The 23,278-nt window shown below is 59.1% G+C and carries 18 protein-coding genes and 2 pseudogenes; 2 read left to right on the top strand and 18 right to left on the bottom strand.

The annotated features are described in order from the left end of the window. Positions 1-1,187: 1,187 nt before the first annotated feature. Positions 1,188-1,400, bottom strand: a complete 213-nt coding sequence (locus IVA91_RS37200) for a hypothetical protein (protein ID WP_346015516.1) — start codon at positions 1,398-1,400, stop codon at positions 1,188-1,190. A gap of 1,203 nt (positions 1,401-2,603) precedes the next feature. Between IVA91_RS37200 and IVA91_RS23150 the strand changes: the two genes are divergently transcribed. Continuing rightward, positions 2,604-3,305: an NAD-dependent epimerase/dehydratase family protein gene (locus IVA91_RS23150; protein ID WP_247450488.1), complete on the top strand. Its 702-nt coding sequence runs from the start codon at positions 2,604-2,606 to the stop codon at positions 3,303-3,305. Between the two features lie 101 nt (positions 3,306-3,406). Here the strand turns inward: IVA91_RS23150 and IVA91_RS23145 are convergent. The 12 genes and pseudogenes from IVA91_RS23145 to IVA91_RS23090 form a co-directional block, all read right to left on the bottom strand. Next, positions 3,407-4,365, bottom strand: a pseudogene (locus tag IVA91_RS23145) (glycosyl transferase); the annotation flags it as partial. Positions 4,366-4,402: 37 nt separating this feature from the next. After that, positions 4,403-4,877: pseudogene (locus tag IVA91_RS23140) on the bottom strand (lysylphosphatidylglycerol synthase domain-containing protein); the annotation flags it as partial. 513 nt (positions 4,878-5,390) lie between these two features. Then, positions 5,391-6,257, bottom strand: a complete 867-nt coding sequence (gene rfbA, locus IVA91_RS23135; RefSeq protein ID WP_247450491.1) for a glucose-1-phosphate thymidylyltransferase RfbA — start codon at positions 6,255-6,257, stop codon at positions 5,391-5,393. Then, complete coding sequence (gene rfbD, locus IVA91_RS23130; protein WP_247450493.1) at positions 6,254-7,156, bottom strand: dTDP-4-dehydrorhamnose reductase; 903 nt, start codon at positions 7,154-7,156, stop codon at positions 6,254-6,256. Before rfbD ends, rfbA begins: the two co-directional genes overlap by 4 nt. Then, positions 7,153-8,211 carry a dTDP-glucose 4,6-dehydratase gene (rfbB, locus tag IVA91_RS23125; RefSeq protein WP_247450559.1) on the bottom strand — a complete coding sequence of 353 codons (1,059 nt, stop codon included), beginning with the start codon at positions 8,209-8,211 and terminating at the stop codon, positions 7,153-7,155. Before rfbB ends, rfbD begins: the two co-directional genes overlap by 4 nt. 14 nt (positions 8,212-8,225) lie before the next feature. Beyond that, entirely contained in the window at positions 8,226-8,780 is a 555-nt protein-coding gene (gene rfbC / locus IVA91_RS23120; RefSeq protein ID WP_247450495.1) for a dTDP-4-dehydrorhamnose 3,5-epimerase, read from the bottom strand. Positions 8,781-8,830: 50 nt separating this feature from the next. Further along, complete coding sequence (locus IVA91_RS23115; protein ID WP_247450497.1) at positions 8,831-9,757, bottom strand: glycosyltransferase family 2 protein; 927 nt, start codon at positions 9,755-9,757, stop codon at positions 8,831-8,833. A 163-nt stretch (positions 9,758-9,920) separates the two neighbouring features. Next, positions 9,921-10,790 (bottom strand): hypothetical protein, encoded by an 870-nt coding sequence (locus IVA91_RS23110; RefSeq protein WP_247459186.1) that lies wholly within the window; start codon positions 10,788-10,790, stop codon positions 9,921-9,923. Beyond that, positions 10,790-11,926: a hypothetical protein gene (locus IVA91_RS23105; RefSeq protein WP_247450502.1), complete on the bottom strand. Its 1,137-nt coding sequence runs from the start codon at positions 11,924-11,926 to the stop codon at positions 10,790-10,792. Before IVA91_RS23105 ends, IVA91_RS23110 begins: the two co-directional genes overlap by 1 nt. 24 nt (positions 11,927-11,950) lie before the next feature. Next, the gene (locus IVA91_RS23100) at positions 11,951-12,901 is read right to left on the bottom strand and encodes a GNAT family N-acetyltransferase (protein WP_247450505.1); all 951 of its coding nucleotides are present in this window, start codon (positions 12,899-12,901) and stop codon (positions 11,951-11,953) included. Beyond that, a complete protein-coding gene (locus tag IVA91_RS23095) occupies positions 12,898-13,587 on the bottom strand; it encodes an acetyltransferase (RefSeq protein WP_247459184.1) in 690 nt (229 codons plus the stop codon). Before IVA91_RS23095 ends, IVA91_RS23100 begins: the two co-directional genes overlap by 4 nt. Next, positions 13,584-14,360, bottom strand: coding sequence for a class I SAM-dependent methyltransferase (locus tag IVA91_RS23090; RefSeq protein WP_247450508.1), 777 nt, complete (start codon positions 14,358-14,360; stop codon positions 13,584-13,586). The genes IVA91_RS23095 and IVA91_RS23090 overlap by 4 nt, the downstream gene beginning before the upstream one ends. Before the next feature lie 415 nt (positions 14,361-14,775). Here IVA91_RS23090 and IVA91_RS23085 point away from each other — a divergent pair, with 415 nt between their 5' ends. Then, complete coding sequence (locus IVA91_RS23085; RefSeq protein ID WP_247450510.1) at positions 14,776-15,693, top strand: glucosyl hydrolase; 918 nt, start codon at positions 14,776-14,778, stop codon at positions 15,691-15,693. A gap of 94 nt (positions 15,694-15,787) precedes the next feature. Here the strand turns inward: IVA91_RS23085 and IVA91_RS23080 are convergent, their stop codons facing one another. From IVA91_RS23080 to IVA91_RS23060, 5 genes are all read right to left on the bottom strand, one after another. Continuing rightward, on the bottom strand, positions 15,788-16,735 hold the full coding sequence (locus tag IVA91_RS23080; protein ID WP_247450512.1) for a glycosyltransferase family 2 protein: 948 nt from the start codon (positions 16,733-16,735) through the stop codon (positions 15,788-15,790). Positions 16,736-16,844: 109 nt separating this feature from the next. Next, positions 16,845-17,948: a DegT/DnrJ/EryC1/StrS family aminotransferase gene (locus IVA91_RS23075; protein WP_247459182.1), complete on the bottom strand. Its 1,104-nt coding sequence runs from the start codon at positions 17,946-17,948 to the stop codon at positions 16,845-16,847. A 24-nt stretch (positions 17,949-17,972) separates the two neighbouring features. Continuing rightward, positions 17,973-18,380 (bottom strand): FdtA/QdtA family cupin domain-containing protein, encoded by a 408-nt coding sequence (locus IVA91_RS23070; RefSeq protein WP_247450519.1) that lies wholly within the window; start codon positions 18,378-18,380, stop codon positions 17,973-17,975. A 582-nt stretch (positions 18,381-18,962) separates the two neighbouring features. Continuing rightward, the gene (locus tag IVA91_RS23065; protein WP_247450522.1) at positions 18,963-20,537 is read right to left on the bottom strand and encodes a hypothetical protein; all 1,575 of its coding nucleotides are present in this window, start codon (positions 20,535-20,537) and stop codon (positions 18,963-18,965) included. 225 nt (positions 20,538-20,762) lie between these two features. Then, positions 20,763-23,132: an FG-GAP-like repeat-containing protein gene (locus IVA91_RS23060; protein ID WP_247459181.1), complete on the bottom strand. Its 2,370-nt coding sequence runs from the start codon at positions 23,130-23,132 to the stop codon at positions 20,763-20,765. Positions 23,133-23,278: the final 146 nt, after the last annotated feature.

Below are 23,278 nucleotides of genomic sequence, written 5' to 3'. Positions count from 1 at the left end.
CCTCCGCGTGATGGGCCGTCAGGATATGCAAGACGGCCTGATCGGCTCGCTCGAGCTCGATATCTCGAAGGCGATCGCGACCGGCTGGCAGCCGCAGGTATCTCTTCCGATCAGGAGCTCTGACATCGCAAGAAGTCAGGCAGCACAAACACGAAGGCCGTGATAGATTGTACCCTCCATTGCGGGCAACGAAAGAAGCGCCAGGATAATAGCAGTGCAACCGAGTCGATCACCTGCTGCACTTAAAGTCATTTCCTTGCCTGGTGGAAAATGCCGCTTTGCCCGACCAGAATTGTTCCTGGCGGGCGGCGTGACAAGACAGCTTGATCGCGCTGTGGGCGCAGCGGGAGTGCCGCCTGCCTCCCCCGAAACTCCAGCAGGCGCGTGCCGAGGAAGAGCCCGATCGGGAGGCCGACGACATCGCGCAAGAGACCTTCTATAGGAAAGTTGGGATATCGCAAAGCCGAGCTGTCGTCTCGCTGCTACGAGCTGCTCGATCCGATCTCGAGCAATGCCACGCTCGGATCTCAAGAGCGAATCCGAAACGTCTGTTCGATCCCGAGGTCATCCGGCAAGGAAATCGGGAGAGCAATTACGATTCGACCAATTCTGATCCTCATTTCCTGCTCGTCGTATCCGATGTCAAAATTCGCGGTGCGAACCATTATGCTCCCTACCCACTGGCTTTCCGCGGCGAGCGCGATGCTTTCACGATTCATGCTGGAAGAACCTGGCCGGTCGGCTACCTGGTTCGAACCTGTCGGCCCGGATTGCGAATTCCGCGATCGTCTCGCTCAGACGCAGCCGGTAAAGCGCGGACGCAGCCGCTAGACGGAATGAGCAGACAATGTCAACACGCCATATTGAGACCCATCTACGCACTTCAAACAGTCATCCGACGTAGCGCGAGAATTTGAAAGGATAATCGAAAGAAGCGTCCAACCGAACCGCAGTCCCGCTGCCGAAAGCGAAATCGGCGCAAACGACCCAACCGACCGTTTGGCAAAGCCTGCGAGTCAATATTGTTCCTGTCAATGAGGCAAACCTGCTCCTCGCAACGCGAAAAAAGCACTCCCAGAAGTAACGCCCAAGCGCGTGCGCCACTCCGTGCACAGATGGATGGCGTCGACGCAGTCGAGCGGACCGGCGCAGTCTTAGAAGCCAAGTTAATGCTGTCTTGGGCCTTCTCACAGGAAGCCGCGGCCGAGAAGCACATTGTTCAGCTGCAGCACAAATACGTGGGTCATCGCCGCCCGCAACGCGGTGCTCTCGATCACACCGGCCGCGGCAAATGGGACGAAATTAGAATCCACGCCGACCCCCTCTATCAACATCCTTACCGCCGAGAAGAAATTCTGGCGGTGCTTCAAGAGCGGCGAGCGGCCCGCTCTATTCAACATCGAAACACTCCGCCCTCGGCTGGAGGCCATCAAAGTCGTTGATATGTCCACTCCCCCACCAATGGGCGGAACTTGCAGCCACCTACCTCCTAACCCGAGAGGCACATGGCCAGCATGAAACTGCCAAGGCTGATCTGGAAAAGCTGGTGCCGGAGGACGCCAAAGAGGCGATCGGCCATAGCATCAAAGCGAAGCACTCAAAGTGCGGCGCAGTCAGCTTCGAACCCAGGCGACTGAGGAGTTCCATGCTTCGAGCCAGTGAGCGCATCGGACCATCGCTGCCGCCCTCGCCCGAGCCGAATTGACGAACCCCGAGAAGACCTGACCGCCATGATCCGATCGCCGTTCCCGCGAGAGACGATCGAACCTTCCGCTACGCGCCCTGACCTCCGGCCTGGATATCGCAAGACGTTAAGCCAGCAAGAAATCGATTGGCAGATCACAGGTTATATCCATCTCAACACCCTGCTCGCCGATGCCTCGGGGCAGATCTCATGGACCCGCCGGTCTGCGCCTCCAAGGAGGTCGAGCGCCGCGTCGGATGGGGTCGGCGCTGACCTATGCCCGCCCGGTATGTCCTATTTGCCCTCATCGGGATCGCCGCGGAGGACGATTTGGATGTCCTAGCGTCGTAACGCAGTCGCCAGCGGCCCGCGAGCCGCGGACCCCGCCAGCGCCGAAAAGGAAAGCGCCTAGAGGGTCATGAACCACCCCCGGTGTGCGCTGCGAACGCTCCGCCGAGCTCCTGGACCTGCTCTTGGGCTGCCGGCCTATTGCGCGCTAAGCTCGAAGGAACCTTTCCCAGTCGCCCCAGCGGTACATGCGGAAAAGGGGCAGCCGAAGAAGAACAATTCGGCATCCAGACATCTATCAACTCGTGTATGATGCAGACGAAGAGACAATGTTGCTATGCGGCACGGCCGAATCGCCGGCACCAGTAGACGCTTCCAATAACGGCCCTAAAAGAGCGCTCGAAGCTTCAGAGAGGATGGATTTCCAAACAAAACCAGTGATGAGATCGTCACCCCAACCACCAAATTCGACTTTCGGCCGCGCTGTGAGATTTTGGGTCAAGACTCTGTTTATCATCTCCGGTATCTTCTTCGGATTGCTGGCGCTCAGCGTCATCACATTCGAGGATAGCGGCTCTGCCTATCTAGGTCCCCGACAGTAAGGGCGCATGAAAGAAAACCGGTCGCGCTGGTGACGGGAGCGAGCGGCTTTCTCGGTCGTCATATCGGGCCCGCGCTGATGCGCGAGGGATGGTCGGTCGGCCGCGTCGTCCGCAGGTCTAAATGTGTCGGCGACGAGGTCGTGATCGAATCGATCGGTCCCGAAACGGACTGGCAGGCCGTGCTGGAAGGCGTCGACGCCGTCATCCATCTCGCCGCGCGCGTGCATCACAAGCACGAGGAGCATGCTCTCGTTCACGGCCGCAGCAGCGAGGGCCGTGCGCCGTTCAGCGAAGACGACGTCCTGACGCCGCGCGGCCTCTACGGCATGTCCACGGCCGCGGCCGAGGCAGGCATGAGGACGCTGGGCGGCGACAGCGACATGAAGATCTCGGTGATAAGGCCGCCGATGGTCTATGGCGCGGAGACCAAGGGCAATTTCGCCGTGCTGACGCGGGCGGTGAACCTCGGGCTGCCAATGCCCTTGCCGCGATCCGTAACCATCGCGCTTCCTTGCCGTCCAGAACCTGTCGTCGTTTATCCTTCGGCTCAGTCACCCCGATGCCGGCATCAATTTCGAGATCTTCCTCCTAGCCGACCGGGAGCAGCCCTCGACACCCGAATTCATCGCGGGTCTGGCCGAAGCCTCGGGCAAGAGGCTGCGGATGTTCGGCGTGCCGCCGAGCCTGCTCAGCGCACTGTTCAGCGTGACGGGCCGGCAGGATACGCATGACAGCCTGATCCGTTCGCTCGAGCTGAACATCTCGAAGGCGATCGCGACCGGCCGGCAGCCGCAGGTCTCTCTCGAGGAGGGGCTGCGGCTGGCGGTGGAATCTCAGGACGACTGAGTGCGAGAAAGCGCCGCAGCACGAAAGCGACGGCGGCCGCGCCTGCGAACAAGGACACAATCGTAATCGTCATCGAGCCGGCGCGAACGGTGACGATGGCCAACGCCGCCAGCAAGAGGTTGAGCAGGAAGACCTCCCCCGACGATGCGCGAGACGGTAAAACCGTTGTCAGTTGCACGTTGATAGAAGTGCGTACGGTGTGCCGACCAGAACGGCTCGCGCCTGATGATGCGGCGAAACGCGTGACGGTGGAATCCGCAAGGTAATAGGCCGGCAGCAGCAGCGCCGCGGCGGGTTGTCCGTGCCAGGCGAGCTCTAGCAGGCACCAGCCGAGCAACAGACCCATCGGCAGGCTGCCGACATTGCCGAGGAAGACTTTTGCGGCTGGACGGTTGAACGGCGCAAAGCCGAGGATGGCCCCGCACAGCGCAGTGGCGAGCAGTCCGGCGGACGTCGAGAGGTCGCCAAACCATCCGGGCAGCCCGAGCGCTGAGGTGACTGGCACTACCTCCACCACCGTCATCAGGTCGAGGCGGTCCATGAAGTTGACGAGGTTCACGAACCAGAGAACCAGACGCCGCCAATGAGAAGGATGATGCGTTCAACAGCAAGCGGCAGAGCAGGGACGATCCGCAGCGTCTCCGGTGCCGTGAAGACGACGGCCCCACGGCTGCCGCCTGCAACACGAGCCGGACCGGGCCTGATGTCATCGACAAGCCCGACCACAGCGATCAGGACGGCGGAGCCGATTAGAGACAGGGGAACCGCGCCGTAAGTCCAGGCTGCAGCCACCAGCAGGGTGGCAGGGTGGCGGCAATGATCGACCTGCACCTTGCGGCGTCGGAATGCGATGTGACGAGCGTGCGTTCGGCCGCGCCAGCGCGTAACGTTGCAGCAGCGGCATGCGCTACCAGGTAGGCAGGCGGAGATCAGTGCGGCCAGCACAGCCGGCGTAAGCGCGAACAGCACCAGGCGAGCGTCGTCACTCTGGCACCCCGATCGGAGTGGCCCCCTTGCCATGCCTTTTCCGCGCTGAGGATCCAGACCAGGCCGCCGAACGCGCCGACGATGAAGAACAAGGCGCCATACAGCAGCGAGACGTTGACGCCCTCGTTGGCGGCAAGTCCCGCGAAGCCGAACGCCAGCCCCATCGTGGCTTCACGCACGCCCAAGCCGGCGATCGAGATCGGAATCATCGTGATCAGCATCACGGGCGGCACGAGCAGAAAGACGTCGCTGAAGCGAACCCTTGCCGCAATCGATTGCACCACACACCAGGCGAGGACGACGGCGAGCACGTGAACGAGGATCGACAGGATCGCGATGATCGGTCCGCGGCTACGGCTGAAGATCACGCGGTTGGCGATCACCGCGCAGGCGTGAAGATGATGCGTGGCCCACCAGGTCTTCAGCCAGCGCCATTTCAGCGCGCCGAAGATCAGGAAGCCGACGCCGCCCCGCTTGAAACGCCCGAGAAGTCGAACCAAACATAACTGGAGCCGTAGAACGAACTCGCAGCGTGAGAGATGATGGTCAAAAAGCTCGATTAGAGAGCTATGTCCGAACGGGTACTTGAAGTATTCGATGGGCTCTACGTGCATCTGGTTTACGTCTTCAGGCGTGAAGATCCGATCTACTTCAACCATCGCAATGCCGGGCCAGCTTCAGGCAGAAGTCGATTGCCCGGCGCGGCAGCTCGCCGACGGATGTTTTCACTGCGTGAAGCGCTCCTCCTTGGCTGTATCGATCAACTCATCGTCACTACGACGGGCCCCCGAAGTGACTGTGTTTGATGAATCTAATTCTAATCGCACACACCTCGAATACGCCTGCCGCCTTCGACTTCAGTGCTGATGCGCAGGCTCGGTCCTGTTCGCTCTCCGGTTGGGTACCCTCCGGCTGATGAACGAGACAAGTGCCTAAGGAGCGGTCGATATCCTGGGTCCACCTGCGCACGGGTCATTGCCTGCTCAGACGGCCGCCACGTTGCGGAGGTAGGAAGCGTACTCGCCCTTCCCCATCTCGGACGCAAGTCGCTCAAGTTGCCCCCGATCGATATAGCCCTGGTTGAAGGCTACCTCCTCGGGGCATGCTATGCGGAAGCCTTGCCTCTTCTCGACCGTTGCAACAAATTCCGCTGCATCGAGCAGGCTCTCGGGCGTACCTGCATCGAGCCAGGCGAACCCCCGCCCCAGCCGCTCAACATGAAGGTCTCCTTGCTCTAGGTAGAGCTTGTTCAAATCGGTGATTTCCAGCTCGCCGCGCGCCGAAGGCCTGATGGTCGAAGTCAAGTTTGCCACCTGCTCGTCGTAAAAATAGAGTCCCGTGACTGCGAAGTTCGATTTTGGCTTCTGCGGCTTCTCCTCGATCGAGCGGGCCTTGCCCCCTTCGTCGAATTCGACCACGCCATAGCGGTTTGGATCGGACACTTGATAAGCGAAGATGGTCGCGCCGCTCGTGCGGCCCGCGGCGCTGGCCAACAATTGATGGAGCCCCTGGCCGAAGAAGATATTGTCGCCCAGAATCAGGGACGAACGTTGGCTTGCGACGAAATCAGCGCCGATGATGAAGGCCTGGGCCAGACCGCCAGGCGTCGGTTGCTGCGCATAGGACAGCGACAGGCCCCATCGGTTGCCGTCTCCGAGCAGGGCCTGGAACTGAGGCAGGTCGTGCGGTGTCGAAATGATCAGGATCTCACGGATACCCGCGAGCATGAGGGTGGTGAGCGGATAGTAGATCATGGGCTTGTCATAGACCGGCAACAACTGCTTCGAGGTCACCAGGGTCATTGGATACAGCCGCGTGCCGCTGCCACCGGCGAGAATGATTCCTCTCATGATGGGCCTCCCTGTTCCTGCAAGATGCGATCAAGGCAGTCGTTGAGCGATGTCTGCAGCGATGGCAGTCGGATTTCGAAGACCGATTGCAGCCGTTCGGTTGACAGCCGTGAATTCGCCGGACGAACGGCGCGGGCCGCATATTCAGACGAGGAGACCGGAATGATCTCGGCCGATCCGGCCGTTTCGGCCGTATACCTTTTCGCGATCAGGCACCCAAAGTCGTACCAGGTGACGGCCTCGGGACCGACGATATGCGTTATTCCGGCATACTCGGATTGCCAGCCTGTCCGGATCACCCGGCGGCTCAGCGCGATTGTGGCGTCGGCGAGGTCCGGCGCGTAGGTCGGATAACCCGTCTGGTCATTGACGATCTTGAGGCGCTGCCCCTCGACGAGCTTGCGCCAGATCGTCAGCACGAAATTGCTTCCAAACGGCGCATATACCCAGGACGTCCGCAGGACGATGTGCCGAACGTTCACCGACATCACGGCTCGCTCTCCCTCCAGCTTCGAACGTCCGTACACGTTCTGCGGATTGGGAGCGTCCTGCTCCTCGTAAGGACCGGACTTTTTTCCATCGAACACGTAATCGGTCGAGAAGTGGATGATAGGAACGTTCCCGCTCGCAGCAGCCGCGGCGACTTCCCTTGCGCCGTCCCGGTTGATCGCAAAAGCGACGTCCGGCTCGTCTTCGGCCCTGTCAACCGCAGTATAGGCGGCTGCGTTGACGATAATGTCAGGGCGAAACTTTGCAATGACCGCCGCTACTGCTCCGGGCTGCAGCAGATCCACCTCGGGACGGCCGACGGACTGGAGAACGAGGTCAGTCTCCCTGGCAGCGGCTTCGCGTAACGATCTGGCGATCTGGCCTGTGCGACCGACGACGAGAAGCCTCATGAGCGGTCTTTTCCGATCAGACCCAGCCGCGTGCCACCGTAGACCCGGTCCCGCAACGGGCGCCACCAATCGGCGCGTTCCATGTACCAGCGCACCGTCTTCTCTATGCCCGTCTCGAATGTCTCGTTGGCGCGCCAGCCGAGCTCGCCTTCCAGCTTCGTCGCATCGATCGCATAGCGCAGATCGTGCCCAGGGCGATCCTTGACAAACGAAATCAGGTCATGGTGCGAGGTGTCGGCCGGACGCAGCCTATCTAGCAAGGAGCAGATCTGTCGCACCACGTCCAGATTGGTCCTTTCGTTGCGTCCGCCCACATTGTAGGTCTCGCCCGAACGGCCCTTGGCGAGAATTGTCCCGAGCGCGCGCGCGTGATCCGCGACGTAGAGCCAATCGCGAACGTTCAAGCCGTTTCCGTAAACCGGCAGCGCCTTTCCCTCCAGCGCATTGAGGATCATTAGGGGAATGAGCTTCTCGGGAAACTGGTAAGGACCGTAATTATTAGAGCAGTTCGAAACAATCACCGGCAGACCGTAGGTGCGGTGCCATGCCTTCGCCAGATGGTCGGAGCCGGCCTTGCTGGCGGAATAGGGAGAGCTGGGGTCGTAGGATGTCGTCTCTGTGAAGGTGCCCTCCGCGCCCAAGGATCCATAGACCTCGTCGGTCGACACGTGAACGAAGCGGAACGACTGGGCGATGCTCGGACTGCGCTCGACATAGCGACGCGACACGTCCAGCAGGGTAAAGGTTCCGAGGACGTTCGTTCGAACGAAGACCTCTGAATGCCCGATCGAACGATCGACATGGGTTTCGGCGGCGAGGTGAACGACTGCGCCCGGCTCATATTTCCGGAAAACCGATTCTACGGCATCTCGGTCGCAGATATCGCCCTTTTCGAAGGCATATCGCGGGCTGTCTGCAACCGGAGCGAGCGAGGCCAGATTGCCTGCATAGCTCAGGGTATCCAGCACGACCACGTCGAGCCCGAGACCGGAGATGAAATGACGGCATACTTCCGATCCGATGAACCCAGCCCCGCCAGTCACAAGAACCCGCATGATCACCTACAACTTCAGTTGGAGCGCCGTGCCAGTTCGCCCAGACGCGGAAGATTACGATCTTTGTCCGACAGGGTTGCTTCGGTCGAAGAGATGCCCCAATCAATCTGGAGCGCGGGGTCGTCCCAAGCGATCCCCCGTTCATGACCTGGCGAATAATAATCGGTCGTCTTATAGATGACCTCGCAATTGTCGTCTAGCGTGATATAGCCGTGCGCGAACCCCGGCGGCACCCAGAGTTGCTGCCAATTGGCCTCCGACAGCTCGATGGCGACATGCTTCGCATAGGTCGGGGAGGTCTCGCGAAGGTCCACGGCGACGTCGCGGATCGCCCCTCTCGAGCATCTCACGAGCTTCCCCTGCGCCCGAGGTTCCGTTTGATAGTGCAGACCGCGTACGATTCCCCTGCTTTTCGTAACCACGTGATTGTCCTGCACGAAAGCCGCACCGACGCCATGGGCTGCCAAGAGGTCCGCCCGAAACGTTTCCGAGAACGAGCCACGTTCGTCGACATGCCGCAGCGGCGTTAACAGCAGCACGTCCGGAATACTCAAACGTTCGATCTTCATGGATATGGTCCCGCGAGGCTGAGGGAGTTCCGTGGCTGCCGGGACAGCCGTCAAATCCGGCCAAAGATCGCCGCAACAGTGAGTGCGAGATTCTCGATGGCCGTCTGCCGATAGACCCCCGACCGCCAGAGTAGCCACAATCGCATGGGCAGCCAAGCGGTTCGAGCCCTGGCGAACAGGTCCAGGATCGCAACGTTCTCCGGACGCAGCTGGTCACGAAGCTGATTGAGCAGTTTCAGATTGATCTCGTTCCATTGGGCCATCTGCCCGGACGCCAGGCTGAGCGCTCTTGTCAGGCGCGCCTGGATACCGACGTTTTTTCCGAACACGTTCTGCCCGTGCTGCCGGTAAGCCAGGCTGGGTCGCGGATCGAAGTGTACGCGCCCCCCAACCCCGGTAATGACCTGATACGTCCACCAATCGTGCGCAACCATTGACGCCTCCGGCGGCGTCTTCTGCAGCGCCAATCGGGCTGCCCGGTTGAAGATCATGGTGTTGCCACCGCCCAAGTTCTGAACCAACGCGTTGGCGAACCCCGGCGCGCGAGCGAACTCTCGGGAAAACCCCATCGGTTCTCCCTGCCGGGTGACGAGCTGGGTGCGCGTGCAGAAAAGCGCTGGCTCGTCCTGCGGAATTTGCTCGAACCAGGCGACGGCGTCCGCAAGCTTGTGATCGAACCAGACGTCGTCCTGGTCGCTGTAGCCGAACAATTCGCCCGAAGCCTCCGGGCTCCTGACCAGCGAGGCAAAGTTCTGCCAGAAGCCCAGTTGCGGACCGCGAAGCAAAACCACCCGCTGGGATACGGATTTTTCGAATTCGTGGACCAATGCCAGCGTCCCATCGGTCGAGCCGTCGTCCGATAAGACGAGCTCCCAGTTTGGATAAGTCTGGGCACGATAGGATTCGAGCTGCTGGCTGATGAACTCGGCCCCATTTCGAGATGCGAGCATGATCGTGACTTTGGGACGCTTGGACAATTGAACTTCCGCTCCCGTGCAGGCCGCCTCGGACTCACTTAGGGATTGGCCGAGCGCCCGAAATGAGACGTGCTACGTACCAAATGGTGGCGACGCTTTCCACGCCCTTGTTCGCGTCCGGCGCCGCAACGGGCAGACGCGACGCCGCAACTCGGGCTGCCCCCTAGTCGGAAAGAAGCTGTGATTGCTTCCTCGCGACGTAGTCGCGTAGCACGGCGCACACCAGTCCAGCCGCTAGCCCCATGACGATGCCAAAGACGATGATGAGACCAAGGCTCGCTCTCCCGATCCTGGACGACGAAATCTTTCCCATCATTTCAGTCGGAAACGTCTGATATTTGTCGCGTCGCAGCAGCAGGAATCTCTGGTGATCGATCTCCCTTATTTCCTTAGCATTCCTTTCCACGGCCGATGCAACCGATTCCAAAGTCGATCTGTCATCTGCGCCCGAATTGCTCCCGGACGAATACGCCTTCTGCAGGTTCGATTGCACTTCGCGCAGGCCCGCAAGCTCATTTGCATATTGCTGTGCCAGGAGCTCGGCTTCCGAGCGCGCCGCCCGCGTCAGCTCTCCATGCACGGATTTCAGTCGATCAAAGATCGCAGTTACGATACGCGTTGCCTCGTCCGCGACAGGGGCCCGCGCCGTGATGCGGATCATGCCCGTCGACGGGACGGGATCAATTCTTACCCCCGGGACCAACGCGCTCTCCGAACCGAGGCCGGCTTCCTCGAAGGCCTCCTGCAGGAACGACTTCACGCGCATCCACTCCTGCACCTCCTGAAGCGACTCGACGAGCCGCGTGGACCCCGCGAACGCATCATAGACCTGACCGATGCGGATCGTGGCCTGGGCCTCCCACTGCGGCCTGATCTGGCTCAGAGTCACAATTGCGATCACGGCCACAATCACGAAGGTCGCGACGGCCCACCTCCATTGACGCAGGAACAACTGCAGGTGGTCGTTTGGTTCGACGCCCTCCGAGCGAGCGACAGCTTTCGCGGGCACCGATGCGTCTTCGTGAACCGTCATCAATCAGCTTCCTTCAATCCTTCACGCACACCACCAGGGAGAAAATGCCCGGCAACCGGGATCATCAAACAGAGCACCACGAACCCGAAATTCGTCCAGGTGAAGGCCTGCGGAGCGAACGGCGACATGACGGACACGTAGGCAATACGAAGAAAAATCAGGAAGCGCCAGACGGAGATACTTCCTCGCAGCAGCACGACGCTCCACAGCAGCATGCAATAAAGCAGGAACACGCTGAGGAGCGCGCCGCTCCATCCGGCAGCCATCAGGAATGGGAAGAACTCCGTGCCGACATTGATCGTCGGCGCATCCAAGGGGATGTCGGTCCCGAGCGTCTCTACCGAGCCACTGAAAGGAATGAGCTGGCTGAGCAGAAAGTTCGCATTGTGATAGTTCTTTGCCAGGATGGAAGAGAAGTTGTAGACGCCGGCGCTCACATACAGCAGCAGCCACTTCACGCCTTCCGGAGAGCTCTCGAACAAGCCGCTCAGGGGCAGGCTGAGCTGGCTCAATGATCCCGATCGAACCGATCCCAACAATGAAAAAGCAGCTAGCCCTCCGAACAGGAGAGGCACGATGATTTTCCAGGAAAGCAGCGCCGACTTCTTCTGCAGCAGAACGAACGTCAGCACCAGCGAGAAGATGGCCGCGAACAGACGGTTGCGATCGATCACGAGCATGGGGAAGATTAGGCCGATCGCCACAAGCGCGATACGCACGGCCCTGCCCCTGAAACAGAGCAATGCGAGCGGCGGCAAAATCCAGCTCAAATTCGAGATGTGCCGGACGTGATTGCGGCCGTTCTCGAAGGTCGCATACGAGGAGGGATCGACGATAAGAGGGATCGGGAAAGCGGTCAAGTCGACGACGCAGAACCCGGCCACCAGCCAGCAAAGGGCGGCAGCGATCACCCCCTGAGGCGTTCCCGCAAAATCCATAGGCCGAAACGACTGCAGCGGCGGCAGACGAATGTCCAGGATGAAGTCCAGCACGACCATGCCGACGGCAGCCGTCGCGAAGAACAGCACGCCTCCAAGCATGGCGAGCGAAAATTCAAAGCTGACGACCATCACGGACACCGCCAGCAGGATCGGCAACGCCAGATAGAACGATGGATATCGTAGCGCCTCGCTCACCGTTCGGTTCCCTGCCGCGCCGTGCTAAACTGCCGTGGAGTGAAGAGCGATCTCGTAGACGTCGTGCACCGCCGTACTGCCACCGAACTCTTCCTTCTGAGTGACCAAGCCCTCGTTCAGCACACGACCGTTGTCTTCATTTGAAATACCAAAATCAAAGAAACGACTGGAGCTGCGATAGCGTTCTATGAGAACATTAAATAAACCGTCCAGCGCGCCGACATCACGTCCCTCGGGACTTGCCGCAATATATTGCGCGTGCGCCACCCTCGCGGTTTCAAACATGACTACGCCCGCCAATATCGCGTCGCCGGACTGGGCAGTGAAGAGCCGAATCGCGTTTGGGAAGCGCTCCGCAAGATAGGCGATCTCTTCAGCGGTATGGGTCGGCGCTACAGCATGCTTGACCGAAAGCGCCTCCGAAAGGACGGTCCAGTATGCCTGCCAATCCCTGCTCTCTGCGAACGTAATTTTCGCTTTAGCGGCTTTCTTGACGCCCCTCTGACGCCGCTTTGATTGAGGCCCCGGCGCGCCGTAGTCAATCGTGGTTGTCACATCGCGACGCACCAGTTTCGCGTCGTGCCGAAACAGCGCGTACAAATCCTCCTGCGCAGGCGAGCGGTGATAGATAAGCGGCAGAGGCTTGTAGACAAGCCGCTTGATTCCGCGATCACGGAGATCGGCCAACAGCAGCTGCCACATCGAAAGAACGCGAACTGACGTAGCGCGCTGATCGAGCACAAGACCGCCGAACGTCAAGCCTTGGTGCGAATAGAGCGTGTCGCCCGAAAAATTTGCTGGCAACAATGCGATCGGCGTCTGTTCGTAGAGAAAGAGACAGGACGCATCATGGAATCGATCCGAATGATACTCCATAAAGTTCCGGTCGAAAAAGAAGTGACCGTTCTTTGCCTGAGCGTTAAGCGCGTTCCATGACTCCCGATATTGTGGGTCATAGTTGACTAACTGGATCATTCGCCCTTGACCCTACAGAAACGGGTCGCAGAGACCTTGCGCGGTTCGGCAGGATTGCCCTGGTATATCAAATTGGGCTCCGTCGAAGACGCAATACTTGCAGCCATGGCGATGTAGTTATCGCGAGCTATGTCGACATTGTTTCCGATTGCAGCGTTAACGCCGAAATAGGAATAGGCGCCGAGCTTGCAGAAGCCGGATACGACGACGTGCGAGGTGACGAATACGTGGTCCTCGATGGTCGAGCGATGACCGATGTGATTGCCGCTCCACAAGATAACGTTGTTACCAACGGTAACGAAGGCTTGGAGCGTGTTGTCTTCAAGCACGAAACAATTGTCGCCGATCTTTACGTTGTGCCAGACGAAGGCGCGCGAACTGACATAGCTCGCAAGCGTATAACCTCTCGTTTTCATCAAATCATAATGCCGCGCACGCACTCGGTTCAGCTGAGCATCGCCGATGGCGACAAACGCCCTCACGTGGTCGGGCGGAAATCGCTCGTTGACGGCTTCAATGTCGACCAGTGGCAGCCCTTCAAACGTATCACCGCGGATGTAATCTTTACCGATCGCGAAGCCAACCGGTTGGTATGGGGAGTCATGCAGGAAATATTCGTACGCCATGGAGGCTATTTCACCGTTTCCGATGATGAGCAACGGCTTACGTTCGGTTTTTGCGTTCATGGCTTTCTCACAAGAAGGTCGTCGCGGCGATTGGCCATTGGGAGATCGGCAGGCTGAGGAACCAAATACGCGTCGCAGCCTGCGCCTTGCGCGCGCGCAATAAGGCCGGACAGCACGGAGTCGTCGATCAGCCCAAGCGGAACGCCGGCCGGCAGCGGCGGGAGATCATTTCTCCCGGTGAATTCGCGATGGAAACGGATTCCGGCGACGCTTGTGAAAAACCGCTTTCGTTTGGATGCATTCGGGATGTCCCCTAGCATTATCTCACCGCGATCAGCGAGAAGTGAGATCATGACATCAATCACGTGAAACGGATTCGTTTCCGAGAAGAGGTACTGCAGGACGCTGTAGCTTAGAATTGCATCCACCGGACCATCTGCTTCGCGTCGAATATCCTCGACATTTCGAGGGAAGAAGCCAGTAACTTTACGAACGTGGGGACGGTCAGGTAGCTGGTTCAGCATCTCGGCGGAATCGACGAGGATTAGGCGATGCCCATTTCGCTCGCAGAGATCAATAAGCATCCGGGGCAGGTTCGCACAACCAGGTCCGATATCGACTATAACTTTATTGCGGCTCTCGAGATTTGGCAGTTTCTGGCAAATATCCTGGAAAATCGCCTGCTCAAAATTCTCACGATACTGCACAGGAAATCCAATCCGCTCGTGAACTGATAAATGCGGATTAGAGGCAAGTTTCCGGAAGCCCTCATAATCGAGCGCGACGGCCGCCAAATCGATGTTGCGCGAACTTGCAAGATCATCGTCCTTCAAGACGCATCCCCGTCCATAAACTCTAGCCAATAAGAAGCCGCTTGCGCGGCCCACAACCCAGTGGATTTCACTACTAGCGTTCTGACCATCCAGCAAGCGTCGCGCCAATCGGGGCCCGTTCGTTCCGCGACTGGAAAGGCTCCAAAGCCGCCGCCTTGCTCAATACCCCTGCGGGCGGACGCGCGGATGACGCTTACCAAAAGATAGTAGATGGCGGAAGCCGAGCCTGCAACTTTTCGGCCTGTCCGATGCCACGTTTCAATATAATGGGGGTAGAGCGGAACAATCGAAAAATCTAGCCTCGGCGGTTTGGCGGCTTGTAGAGGAGGACGCGGATCGCTAGAAGCGAACAGCACGGGCTTCCGTTGGAAGCAATTGCAACAACTCCCATCCTGTCTCTCACCGAGATACCCGCATGAAGTGGCAAAAGCTCGGCGTTATCTTCAACGTCGATCAACGGTCGGAATGGATGCATTCGCATGCATATGTTCCTACGGCCTACCAGTCCGACAGCAGCCGCATACGAGTGTTCCTCGCTTTTCGCGACAAGAATCAAGTGGGAAGGATGGGCTGGATCGATGTTAAGGCCAGCGACCCGACCTGTGTTCTTGCGGTTTCCGAAAATCCTTGTCTAGACGTCGGGCGCAGTGGTGCCTTCGACGACAACGGTGTGACCCCGCTTTCAGTGATATCGGATGGCGCGCAGCTCCGCATGTACTATGCCGGCTGGCAATTGACCCCCCGTGCGCGGTACATGCTCTTTACTGGACTCGCGCTTAGCGCTGATGGCGGCAATAGCTTTGTTCGCTATCAGGAAACTCCTGTGCTCGACCGTGGGCCCCAAGAGTTTCTGGTAAGATCAGGCGCTTACGTGATGCACGACTCTGAAAGTGGTCTGTGGAAGGTGTGGTACGCGGCCAGTTCCAACCTGATTGATCACGCCGGGAAAGAAACACCGATGTATCCGATGGCGTATGCCGAGTCGGTCGATGGGATACATTGGCCCCAGACCGGGAGGATCGTATTAAAGCTTGAAGGATCAGAATTTGGTTTTGGACGGCCATTTATTCGCAAGACCAGAGGCGTTTACGAACTGTGGTATTCGGTCAGATCGCATACCCAGACCTATCGAATTGGCTACGCGACGTCGGAAGACGGGCTTCAGTGGGTTAGACGCGATGCCGAAGGTGAGCTAGCTCCTTCGAAAGCAGGTTGGGATTCGGACATGACCGGCTTCCCGTCCATCATTGAGAACGAGCATGGAACTTTCATGTTCTACAACGGCAATGGCTTCGGTCTCACTGGGGTTGGAGTCGCGCGCCAAGTGAGCTGAACGATCCAGAGCAACTTGAAGAATGGATGAACCAGCGACTGCCGTGCTCGTTTGCGCATGGTGATAAGCAGAACGGCGGATGCGTTCTGAAAAGCTAGTTTGCCCCTAAACGACTCAAGGCATTGGAACTTGCGGCCCTGAGCCCCCCAAAGACTAGAACGTTCCAGGCAGCATCGATGTAGCGACCTTCTAGGTAAGCAATCTTTGCCGCAATTAATCGTCCTTGGGCCCTGAGCAATATCCGATATTGCTCGTTGAACTTGATAACATTGCGATTCACCGCATCAGCCATATTGCGAAGATTGGCGATGCGCTTTGCCCGGTCGCTCGTCTTGCTGGTATTCGTCCCGTGAAGCCGGTAGGCTCCCACTTTTACGTCTATGAAACCTATTGCCCCAAGAGCGGCTAGGCGAAGAAAGAAGTCCCAATCGTCGATCAGGAAGTCTTCATTCCACCCTTCAGCGACGTCGAGCCCTTGCGCTCGAAGTAGCGGAACGGGACCTCCAATAGCCCATCGGGAAATGATCTCACGCCGAATACCCTCATCAGTCCCGTAGCGACTCTTGTCTACGTTGAACAGACCGACCATCGCGCTGTCGTGCACGACTCGCTCATCCTCATCGACAACAATAGAGTCACCGACAACTGCCAGCTTCTTTGGGTTGGTCTCGAGATAACTGACCAGCGGGGACGTGCCCTCGGGCAGGTAGTAGTCATCGCTAGCTCCAAGCCGAAGATACGTGCCGGTGGCAAGAGCCCTCAGCTCATTCAATGTCGCAGCAACGCCTTTATTTTCTCGATCGACATAGCGGATATCCAACGATGATTTGTGTCTCGCGATCCAGTCGGCGATGAGCTGCGCCGTTCGATCCGTCGAGCCATCGTTAATGACCACCAACTGCTTCGAGGGATACTTGTCGAACAGTACACTATCGAGGCATTTCTCGATGAATCGCTCATGGTTGTAGGCCGGAATCAGGAACGACACCAACGGAAGCCCCGCCGGCGGCTTCGACCCCGCTTGCTCCAGACTGGCACTCATCACACTTGCACACCTTTCCCGTGCGTAGCAGGAATTGAAACAGACGTGAACAGGCGCGGAAACGAACCGACGGCAGGCCCGTGCCGTCCCAGTAACGCCTGAATTGAACCTAGAACTCGCAACATGCGACTATGACTTTTACGACCTGCTCGGGCCGCAGCGTCGGCCCGAGAGGCAAGCTGAGAACCTCGCGGTGAAGCCTCTCCGAGACGGGAAGCGACAGATCATGGAGGTCTGGATAGGCCTTCTGCAGGTGCGGAGCGACTGGGTAGTGAATGAGCGTCTGGATGTCTCGAGACGCGAGATGACGCTGCAACGCCTCGCGCTGCTCGCATTGCACGACGAAGACGTGCCAGACGTGGGTGGCTGGAGCTCCCGCGATGAAGGGAAGCCGGATTTTTGGATTCTTGATGCCATCCAGATAGGCGGTGGCAATTCGCCGGCGTGACGCGATCTCGTCATCGATATATTTCAGCTTGACGCGCAGCATGGCTGCCTGAATCTCGTCCAGCCGTGAGTTTATGCCCTCGCATTCGTGGTAGTATTTGACTTTCGAACCATAGTTGCGAAGCGCGCGGAGCCGCTCGGCCAAGCCGTCATCATTCGTCAGGACCGCGCCGGCGTCACCCAGAGCGCCCAGGTTCTTGGTCGGGAAGAAGCTGAAAGCCGCCGCGTCACCGAACGCGCCGGCCTTTACACCACCGCGCATCGCACCATGGGCCTGTGCGGCATCTTCAATGAGCAGGATATCGCGCGCCTGCGCGATCGCAGCCAGCTCCGGCATGGCGGCCAATTGTCCGTAGAGATGCACGGCCATGATGGCGCGGGTCTTCGGACCTATCGCTCGCGAAACGCGCTCCGGATCGATGTTGAAGGTGCGCGGATCCGGCTCGACGAGAACAGGCTTCAGGCGGTTCTGCGTGATCGCCAGGATGGTCGCGATGAAGGTATTGGCGGGCACGATGATCTCGTCGCCCTCGGACATCCTGCCAAGCGCGATGTAGGCGCGCAATGTCAGGATCAGCGCATCGAGGCCGTTCCCGACGCCGATGCAGAAGCGAGACCCACAATAGTCCGAGAATTCGCGCTCGAACGAGTTGAGCTCCTCGCCGAGGATATACCACCCTGACTCGATCACTCGCGACGCAGCGGCCTTGAGCTCGTCCATGTATGGCGCGTTAGCCTCTTGCAGGCTGAGAAACGGAACGCTCATTTCAGACGCTTCTCAGGTACTTCATCATTTTCTCTCCTGTTTGGCGAGCGTGCAGAACTCCTGATAGTCACGAACATAATCGCCTGGATCATAGAGCTGGTCTGCAAGCACCATCAGAACGCAATCGGAGCTGAATTCGGACATCTCGCGCCAGACCATGCTTTCCAGCAGCAGGCCGCGATAGGGAGTGTCGAGCGTAACCTCGGTCACTTCAAACCCATCGTCCAAATGGACCTTTACGCTTCCCGAGACCGCAATCATGATCTGCTTCAACTGCCGGTGCGCATGATAGCCGCGGCGGACCTGGGGCCTGGTCTCGAAAAGGTAGTACACACGGCGAATCGTGAAGGGGATGTTGCGCCCCTGTTCGAGAGCGACCAACATTCCACGCTCATCTCCGTGCCGGTCGAACTCGATGAACGTGACCTTCATACCCCCGACTTCTCCTGAAATAACATACAGATTCGACCTTTACAGAGTTTCCCCCCTTGGTCAACGTAGCGGCCGAATGCTGGAACACGTTGTCATGCGGCTTGCCGGGTCACGGCCACCTTGAAGCTACGCCTGCGTCGAAACCGAACGAGGACGTCAGCCCGAATGGCTCGACCGGACCCCATGATCAATTTTGCTGAACCTTGACGCACAGAACTCAGAATTCTCGACGAATTCGGCCGAAGCGACGCAAATTTTAAGCTGAGATTGCGGTATCTCGTCTGTCGGAATTCGTCCAGCCAACCTCGCCGCCATACTTGCCGCCGCAAGAGATACTTCCTATTAGCTTTCGTCGATCCGGCCACCACGCCCAGAAAGAGCCGACCTGCATCCTGTTTGGTGCAGCTTACTGCTCCTCTCGCAACGAGAGGGCAGTCGCAAGCTCTCCGCAGCCTTCAGGTCAGCGGCACGCGCCGGGGTCGAGCGCGGCTCGCGTAGTTTGCTGAGGAAACTTCGCAGGACGGTTGCGCGGCATATCGAGGGCTCAAGAACCGCTTGGGCCTCATGCCGCGCTAGTTCCCATCACTCCGGAATGACGGACGCGAGGCTGGCGCGTATCTTCCTGCTTGCAAGCGGGCTCGCAATCGCACCAACGACGACCAGCCAGAGCGCGCATTGTGCAAAGAAGCCCGCAAGCCCCCCTCCTCCAGCCTGGGATTCAATGACCAAGCCAACGCCCCATCCCACGGACACGATAGTGAACATGGTCGCGACAAGGAACGCAACGTGCCGCAGCGGGTGTTGCAAGGTCTGCCTGATGATCACGATCGCGAGCAAACCGAACTGAATAGCCAAATCGCTGGCGACGATCGCCAAAGCGGCTCCGAGCGGTCCTAACCTCGGAATCAACACCAATGACAGGGCCAGGAAAACGACGAGCTGCAGCGGCTTGGTACGGGCCAGCAATGCGCCACGATCGCTGTGATAGGCGTACACAAGCGCGAACAGCGAGGGTGCAATCGCGGCGGAGCCGAGCAACAGCGTGATGGCGAGGGGTCCGTCATAGGGAATTGTGCCGTGCGTCCACAGTTTGAAGAAATCCTGCCAGAACGGCAGCAGCCCTCCGACCATGACACTGGCCATCGCCGTCACAAGGCCCGAGCCGCGCGCATAGAGCCGGCGCAATCGCTCCTTGTCCCCGATCGCATAATCGTGGCCCAGCTCTGCGGCGAGCGGCATGCTCATTTGCTGGCAGATTCCTCGCAGCAAGCTTGCAATCACCCGCGTCAGGCCCCATTGCGCCACCGCGATACGATCGACAACGAGAGAGCTCACGAGCAGGACGGGAAGATTGACGAGCGCCAGCTCGGTGAAGCTGCCGGTGGAGAAAGGTAGTGCGAGGCCGATTTGGCCGACGCCCCAACGGAACGACCGCCTCCTCCGCTGTATGCTGTCACGCCGCAGAAAGGGAAACAGGCGTGGTGCATCGAGTGCCATGAGGAAGGCCGCGAAAATGATCTGCGTGGAGACAAACGCGACCGCCACCGCGAGCAAGTTGCCGAACACAATGGCGGCAGCTACCTGGGCGAACTGGCCGAACAAGAGCGCTACATTCTGCAACCAGACTGCCCGGCTGTAACGACCGCGCACGCGATAAAGCCCCGAAGCCAGGTTGGCAGGCAAGGTCAGGAGCATGCCAAGCGTCATCACAAGCAGCGCGGAATCGAAGTCAGCCGACGCGCTAAATCCAAGCATCTCCGAAGGTCGCCAGAGCTGCATCGCTCCGACCAGCAAGACACCCAACACCAAGACGACCGCGAGGTAGACCCGCAACATGCCGGCATAGAAGCTCGCGCTCCGTCCATCGCAATCAGCACAGTTCTTGAAGGCGAGAAAGCGATTCACTGCGCGTAGGTGCAGCCCGGCATCGGCCACGATCATGAGGCTTCCGGCCGCATAGATCGTGAGCCAGGCCGCGAGGATATCGGCCGTCCAGACATGCAGGAATGCCGGAATGAGGAGAAGCTGCTGAGTGAGACCAAGCAAGACCTGCACCAGATTCGCCGACCAGCCATGGACGAGCCGCTGCAGGCGAGTTGGCCCTTCCGACCCCCCCTTGTCCGCCGTGGTTTTCCACCGAGACAGCGCGTCGTTCAAGGCCTGACCCCGCACGCCTGCGCGGAAGCAGCTGGTTCGCAGACGCAATATTGGTGCTGTCGCGAGATCATGAACGGTTCATCGGATGCTCAACGTGATTCCGACGCACCGCAGACTGGCAGACAATCGGCTCACTCGGCTATCGGCATCCGGGTTTGTATCCGATGCGATAATGTTCTTCAACTTGGAAGACGCCGGCCGAATACTTGCCTCGTGTAGGCGCTCTCAGCCGACGAGATGCCAGCCGCCGGCGGCATTGACGGCTCCGATTTGCCCGCTCGCCGCGATCTGGGTGCCGTTCATTTCCCAGGCGGTCAGGACATGCGTCGTGCTATCCTGGAAAAGGATGTCCGACTTGTGGTCGCCGTTGATGTCCTCGAGGCGGACATAGCTGCTGCCTGAAGCCACAACTCCCACCTGCGGATTGGCCATAACCTGGGTGCCGTTCAACTCCCAAACAGCTACGCCGTGGGTGTTGTCATTGAGCAGCATCAGGTCGGATTTGCCGTCCGCGTTGAAGTCGCCAATATCGGCAAAGCGCCAGCCGGCGGAGGCGCTGATAGTACCGATCTGAGGGTTCGCCGTCACCTGGCTGCCGTTCATGAGCCAAACGGCGACGCTATGCGTAACGTCGTTGAGCAATAGAAGGTCCGACTTGCCGTCCCCACTGAAGTCACCGACGCCAGCAAGACGCCAGCCCGCAAATGCGCTGATGGAGCCAATCGTAGTCTGGCTGGTGACTTGGGTGCCGTCCATCAGCCACACCTGGAGAGCGTGCGTCGTATCATTGAGCATCAAGAGATCGGTCTTGCCGTCTCCGTTGAAGTCACCGGTCGATGCAAAATGAAATCCGGCCGCGATGGTGCCAACCTGCGGGTTGGCAAGGACACCGGTCCCGTTGAGCTCCCAGACCGCAACCCCGTTGTTCGCGCTGTTGAGAAGCAGCAGATCGGATTTCCCATCGCCGTTGAAATCGCCGACATCCGCATAGCCCCACCCCGCAAAGGCGCTTATCGTGCCGACCATCCCGGTCGCACTGATCTCCGTGCCGTTCATGAGCCAGACCTGAGCATCATGCGTGCTGTCGTTGAGCATGAGCAGGTCGGTCTTGCCGTCACCGTTGAAATCGCCGTGCTTGGCGAAATGAAAGCCGGCCGCCATGGTGCCGACCTGCGGGTTGGCCAACACCTGGGTGCCGTTGAGCTCCCACACCGCTACGCCCGAGATGCCTTCATTCAAAAGGAGCAGGTCAGTATTGCCGTCGCCATTGAAATCCGGCGACTCGGTTGCGAGTTGACCAACGACAGCGGTGGACACGTTTTCGCCTGTCAGTGCGGAACTGGCCACGAATCCATCGGCAAACTGGAAGTTCTCCACGCCCTGCACTGTGTCTCTGCCTTCCGGCGAACCGGAACGCTGATCGGTGAGCGTAAAGGTCTGCGTCGCCGAATCATACGATATGGCGTAGTCGAATTCGTGCCCCGAATACACGGCCGTGTCCGTGCCGGCGCCACCGAGGATAGTGTCGTTGCCGCCGCTGCCGGTGATGGTGTCGTTGCCAGAGCCGCCGTTCAGCGTGTTGGCGATCGCGTTGCCGACGATGCTGTCGTTGCCGGATCCGCCGATCGCGTTGTCGATGTAGGAGCGTGCGTCGCCGCTGTAGAGATAGGCGTTGTAGACGTTGCCCGAGGCGTAGTGGCCGTCGCCGAGATAGGCCAGCTGCGTGGTGGAGAACACCGACGATGCACCGGGGTTGAGGTTAATGCTCAGGTTCGTCGTGTAGTTCGACAGATCATAGGTATCGACGCCGCCGCCGTCCCAGATGGTTTCGTAGATCCGGTTGGCCGAGCCGCCAACGCCGCCGCCCGGCGCGGGCTGCCCGACGCCGTTGATGAATTCCTGTCCCGTGGTCGGATTCCAGGTATAGACGGTGCTGCCGCTCTGGGTGGTGAAGTTCGCCCCGTACATCGTCTGCAGCGCGAGGATATCGTTGGCCATGTAGGTCTGCGGATATCCGTACGCTTCGTTGGTGTAGCCGGATGTGGTCGAAGCGCCGACATAACTGCGATAGCTCATGACGGTGTATTCGCTGTCGTCGTGCGCAGTCGGCACCGCGACGTTGGCCGGGCCACCGGTTTCCTGGCTGTGCTTAAGGCCGACGGCATGGCCGAGCTCGTGCAGCGCGGTAGCGAAGTAATAATTACCGAGCTTGGCCAGCGAGTAATTGTATTGAGTCCCGAACCAGATGTCGCCGCCGGAGGCATAGTTGCCGGGATAGTAGGCGTAGGAGGTCGGGTTGGCCGACGGCGACTGCGCGATCATGATGTCGGCGCCGTTCGTGCCTGCGTACTGGATGTTGGCGTTAGTATAGCCGTTGATCAATCCGATGGCGTAATTGATCGCCACCTGCATCTGGGTCGGCGCCGAGGCGAAGCCCGACGTGGTCGGCTCACTGCTGCCGCCGGAGTACGGGCTGGCGTAGTCGCTGGGCGAATCCGGAAAACTGTAGGTGATCGTGCCCGACCATTTGTAGCCCGACAGCAGACCATCGATATCGGCGTTGTTGGTCTTGGTGACCGAAACTGCGGTTGCCAAAGCGAATCTCCGAAGCAGCAAGCCCCATCCAATTCGAGGCGTTAACAGATTATCCTAGCTAGAGAGTTAAGCGTTTGGTTTAAATGCGGCGAGACCGCCCGGACCTCTGCCATAATGCGCTGTTAGCCATTAAATCCCGTACTCAT

The sequence above is a fragment of the Bradyrhizobium sp. 153 genome, assembly GCF_023073835.1.
GTDB lineage: Bacteria > Pseudomonadota > Alphaproteobacteria > Rhizobiales > Xanthobacteraceae > Bradyrhizobium.
The sequence above is the reverse complement of the archived record's forward strand: the minus strand, read 5'-3'. Positions and strand labels throughout refer to the sequence as shown.

What these genes read in the sequence shown, in the direction of transcription:
- IVA91_RS37200 (WP_346015516.1), bottom strand. Translation starts at nt 1,400, where the DNA reads ATGTTGAATAGAGCGGGCCGCTCGCCGCTCTTGAAGCACCGCCAGAAT.
- rfbA (WP_247450491.1), bottom strand. Translation starts at nt 6,257, where the DNA reads ATGAGAGGAATCATTCTCGCCGGTGGCAGCGGCACGCGGCTGTATCCA.
- rfbD (WP_247450493.1), bottom strand. Translation starts at nt 7,156, where the DNA reads ATGAGGCTTCTCGTCGTCGGTCGCACAGGCCAGATCGCCAGATCGTTA.
- rfbB (WP_247450559.1), bottom strand. Translation starts at nt 8,211, where the DNA reads ATGCGGGTTCTTGTGACTGGCGGGGCTGGGTTCATCGGATCGGAAGTA.
- rfbC (WP_247450495.1), bottom strand. Translation starts at nt 8,780, where the DNA reads ATGAAGATCGAACGTTTGAGTATTCCGGACGTGCTGCTGTTAACGCCG.
- IVA91_RS23110 (WP_247459186.1), bottom strand. Translation starts at nt 10,790, where the DNA reads ATGACGGTTCACGAAGACGCATCGGTGCCCGCGAAAGCTGTCGCTCGC.
- IVA91_RS23100 (WP_247450505.1), bottom strand. Translation starts at nt 12,901, where the DNA reads ATGATCCAGTTAGTCAACTATGACCCACAATATCGGGAGTCATGGAAC.
- IVA91_RS23095 (WP_247459184.1), bottom strand. Translation starts at nt 13,587, where the DNA reads ATGAACGCAAAAACCGAACGTAAGCCGTTGCTCATCATCGGAAACGGT.
- IVA91_RS23085 (WP_247450510.1), top strand. Translation starts at nt 14,776, where the DNA reads ATGAAGTGGCAAAAGCTCGGCGTTATCTTCAACGTCGATCAACGGTCG.
- IVA91_RS23080 (WP_247450512.1), bottom strand. Translation starts at nt 16,735, where the DNA reads ATGAGTGCCAGTCTGGAGCAAGCGGGGTCGAAGCCGCCGGCGGGGCTT.
- IVA91_RS23075 (WP_247459182.1), bottom strand. Translation starts at nt 17,948, where the DNA reads ATGAGCGTTCCGTTTCTCAGCCTGCAAGAGGCTAACGCGCCATACATG.
- IVA91_RS23070 (WP_247450519.1), bottom strand. Translation starts at nt 18,380, where the DNA reads ATGAAGGTCACGTTCATCGAGTTCGACCGGCACGGAGATGAGCGTGGA.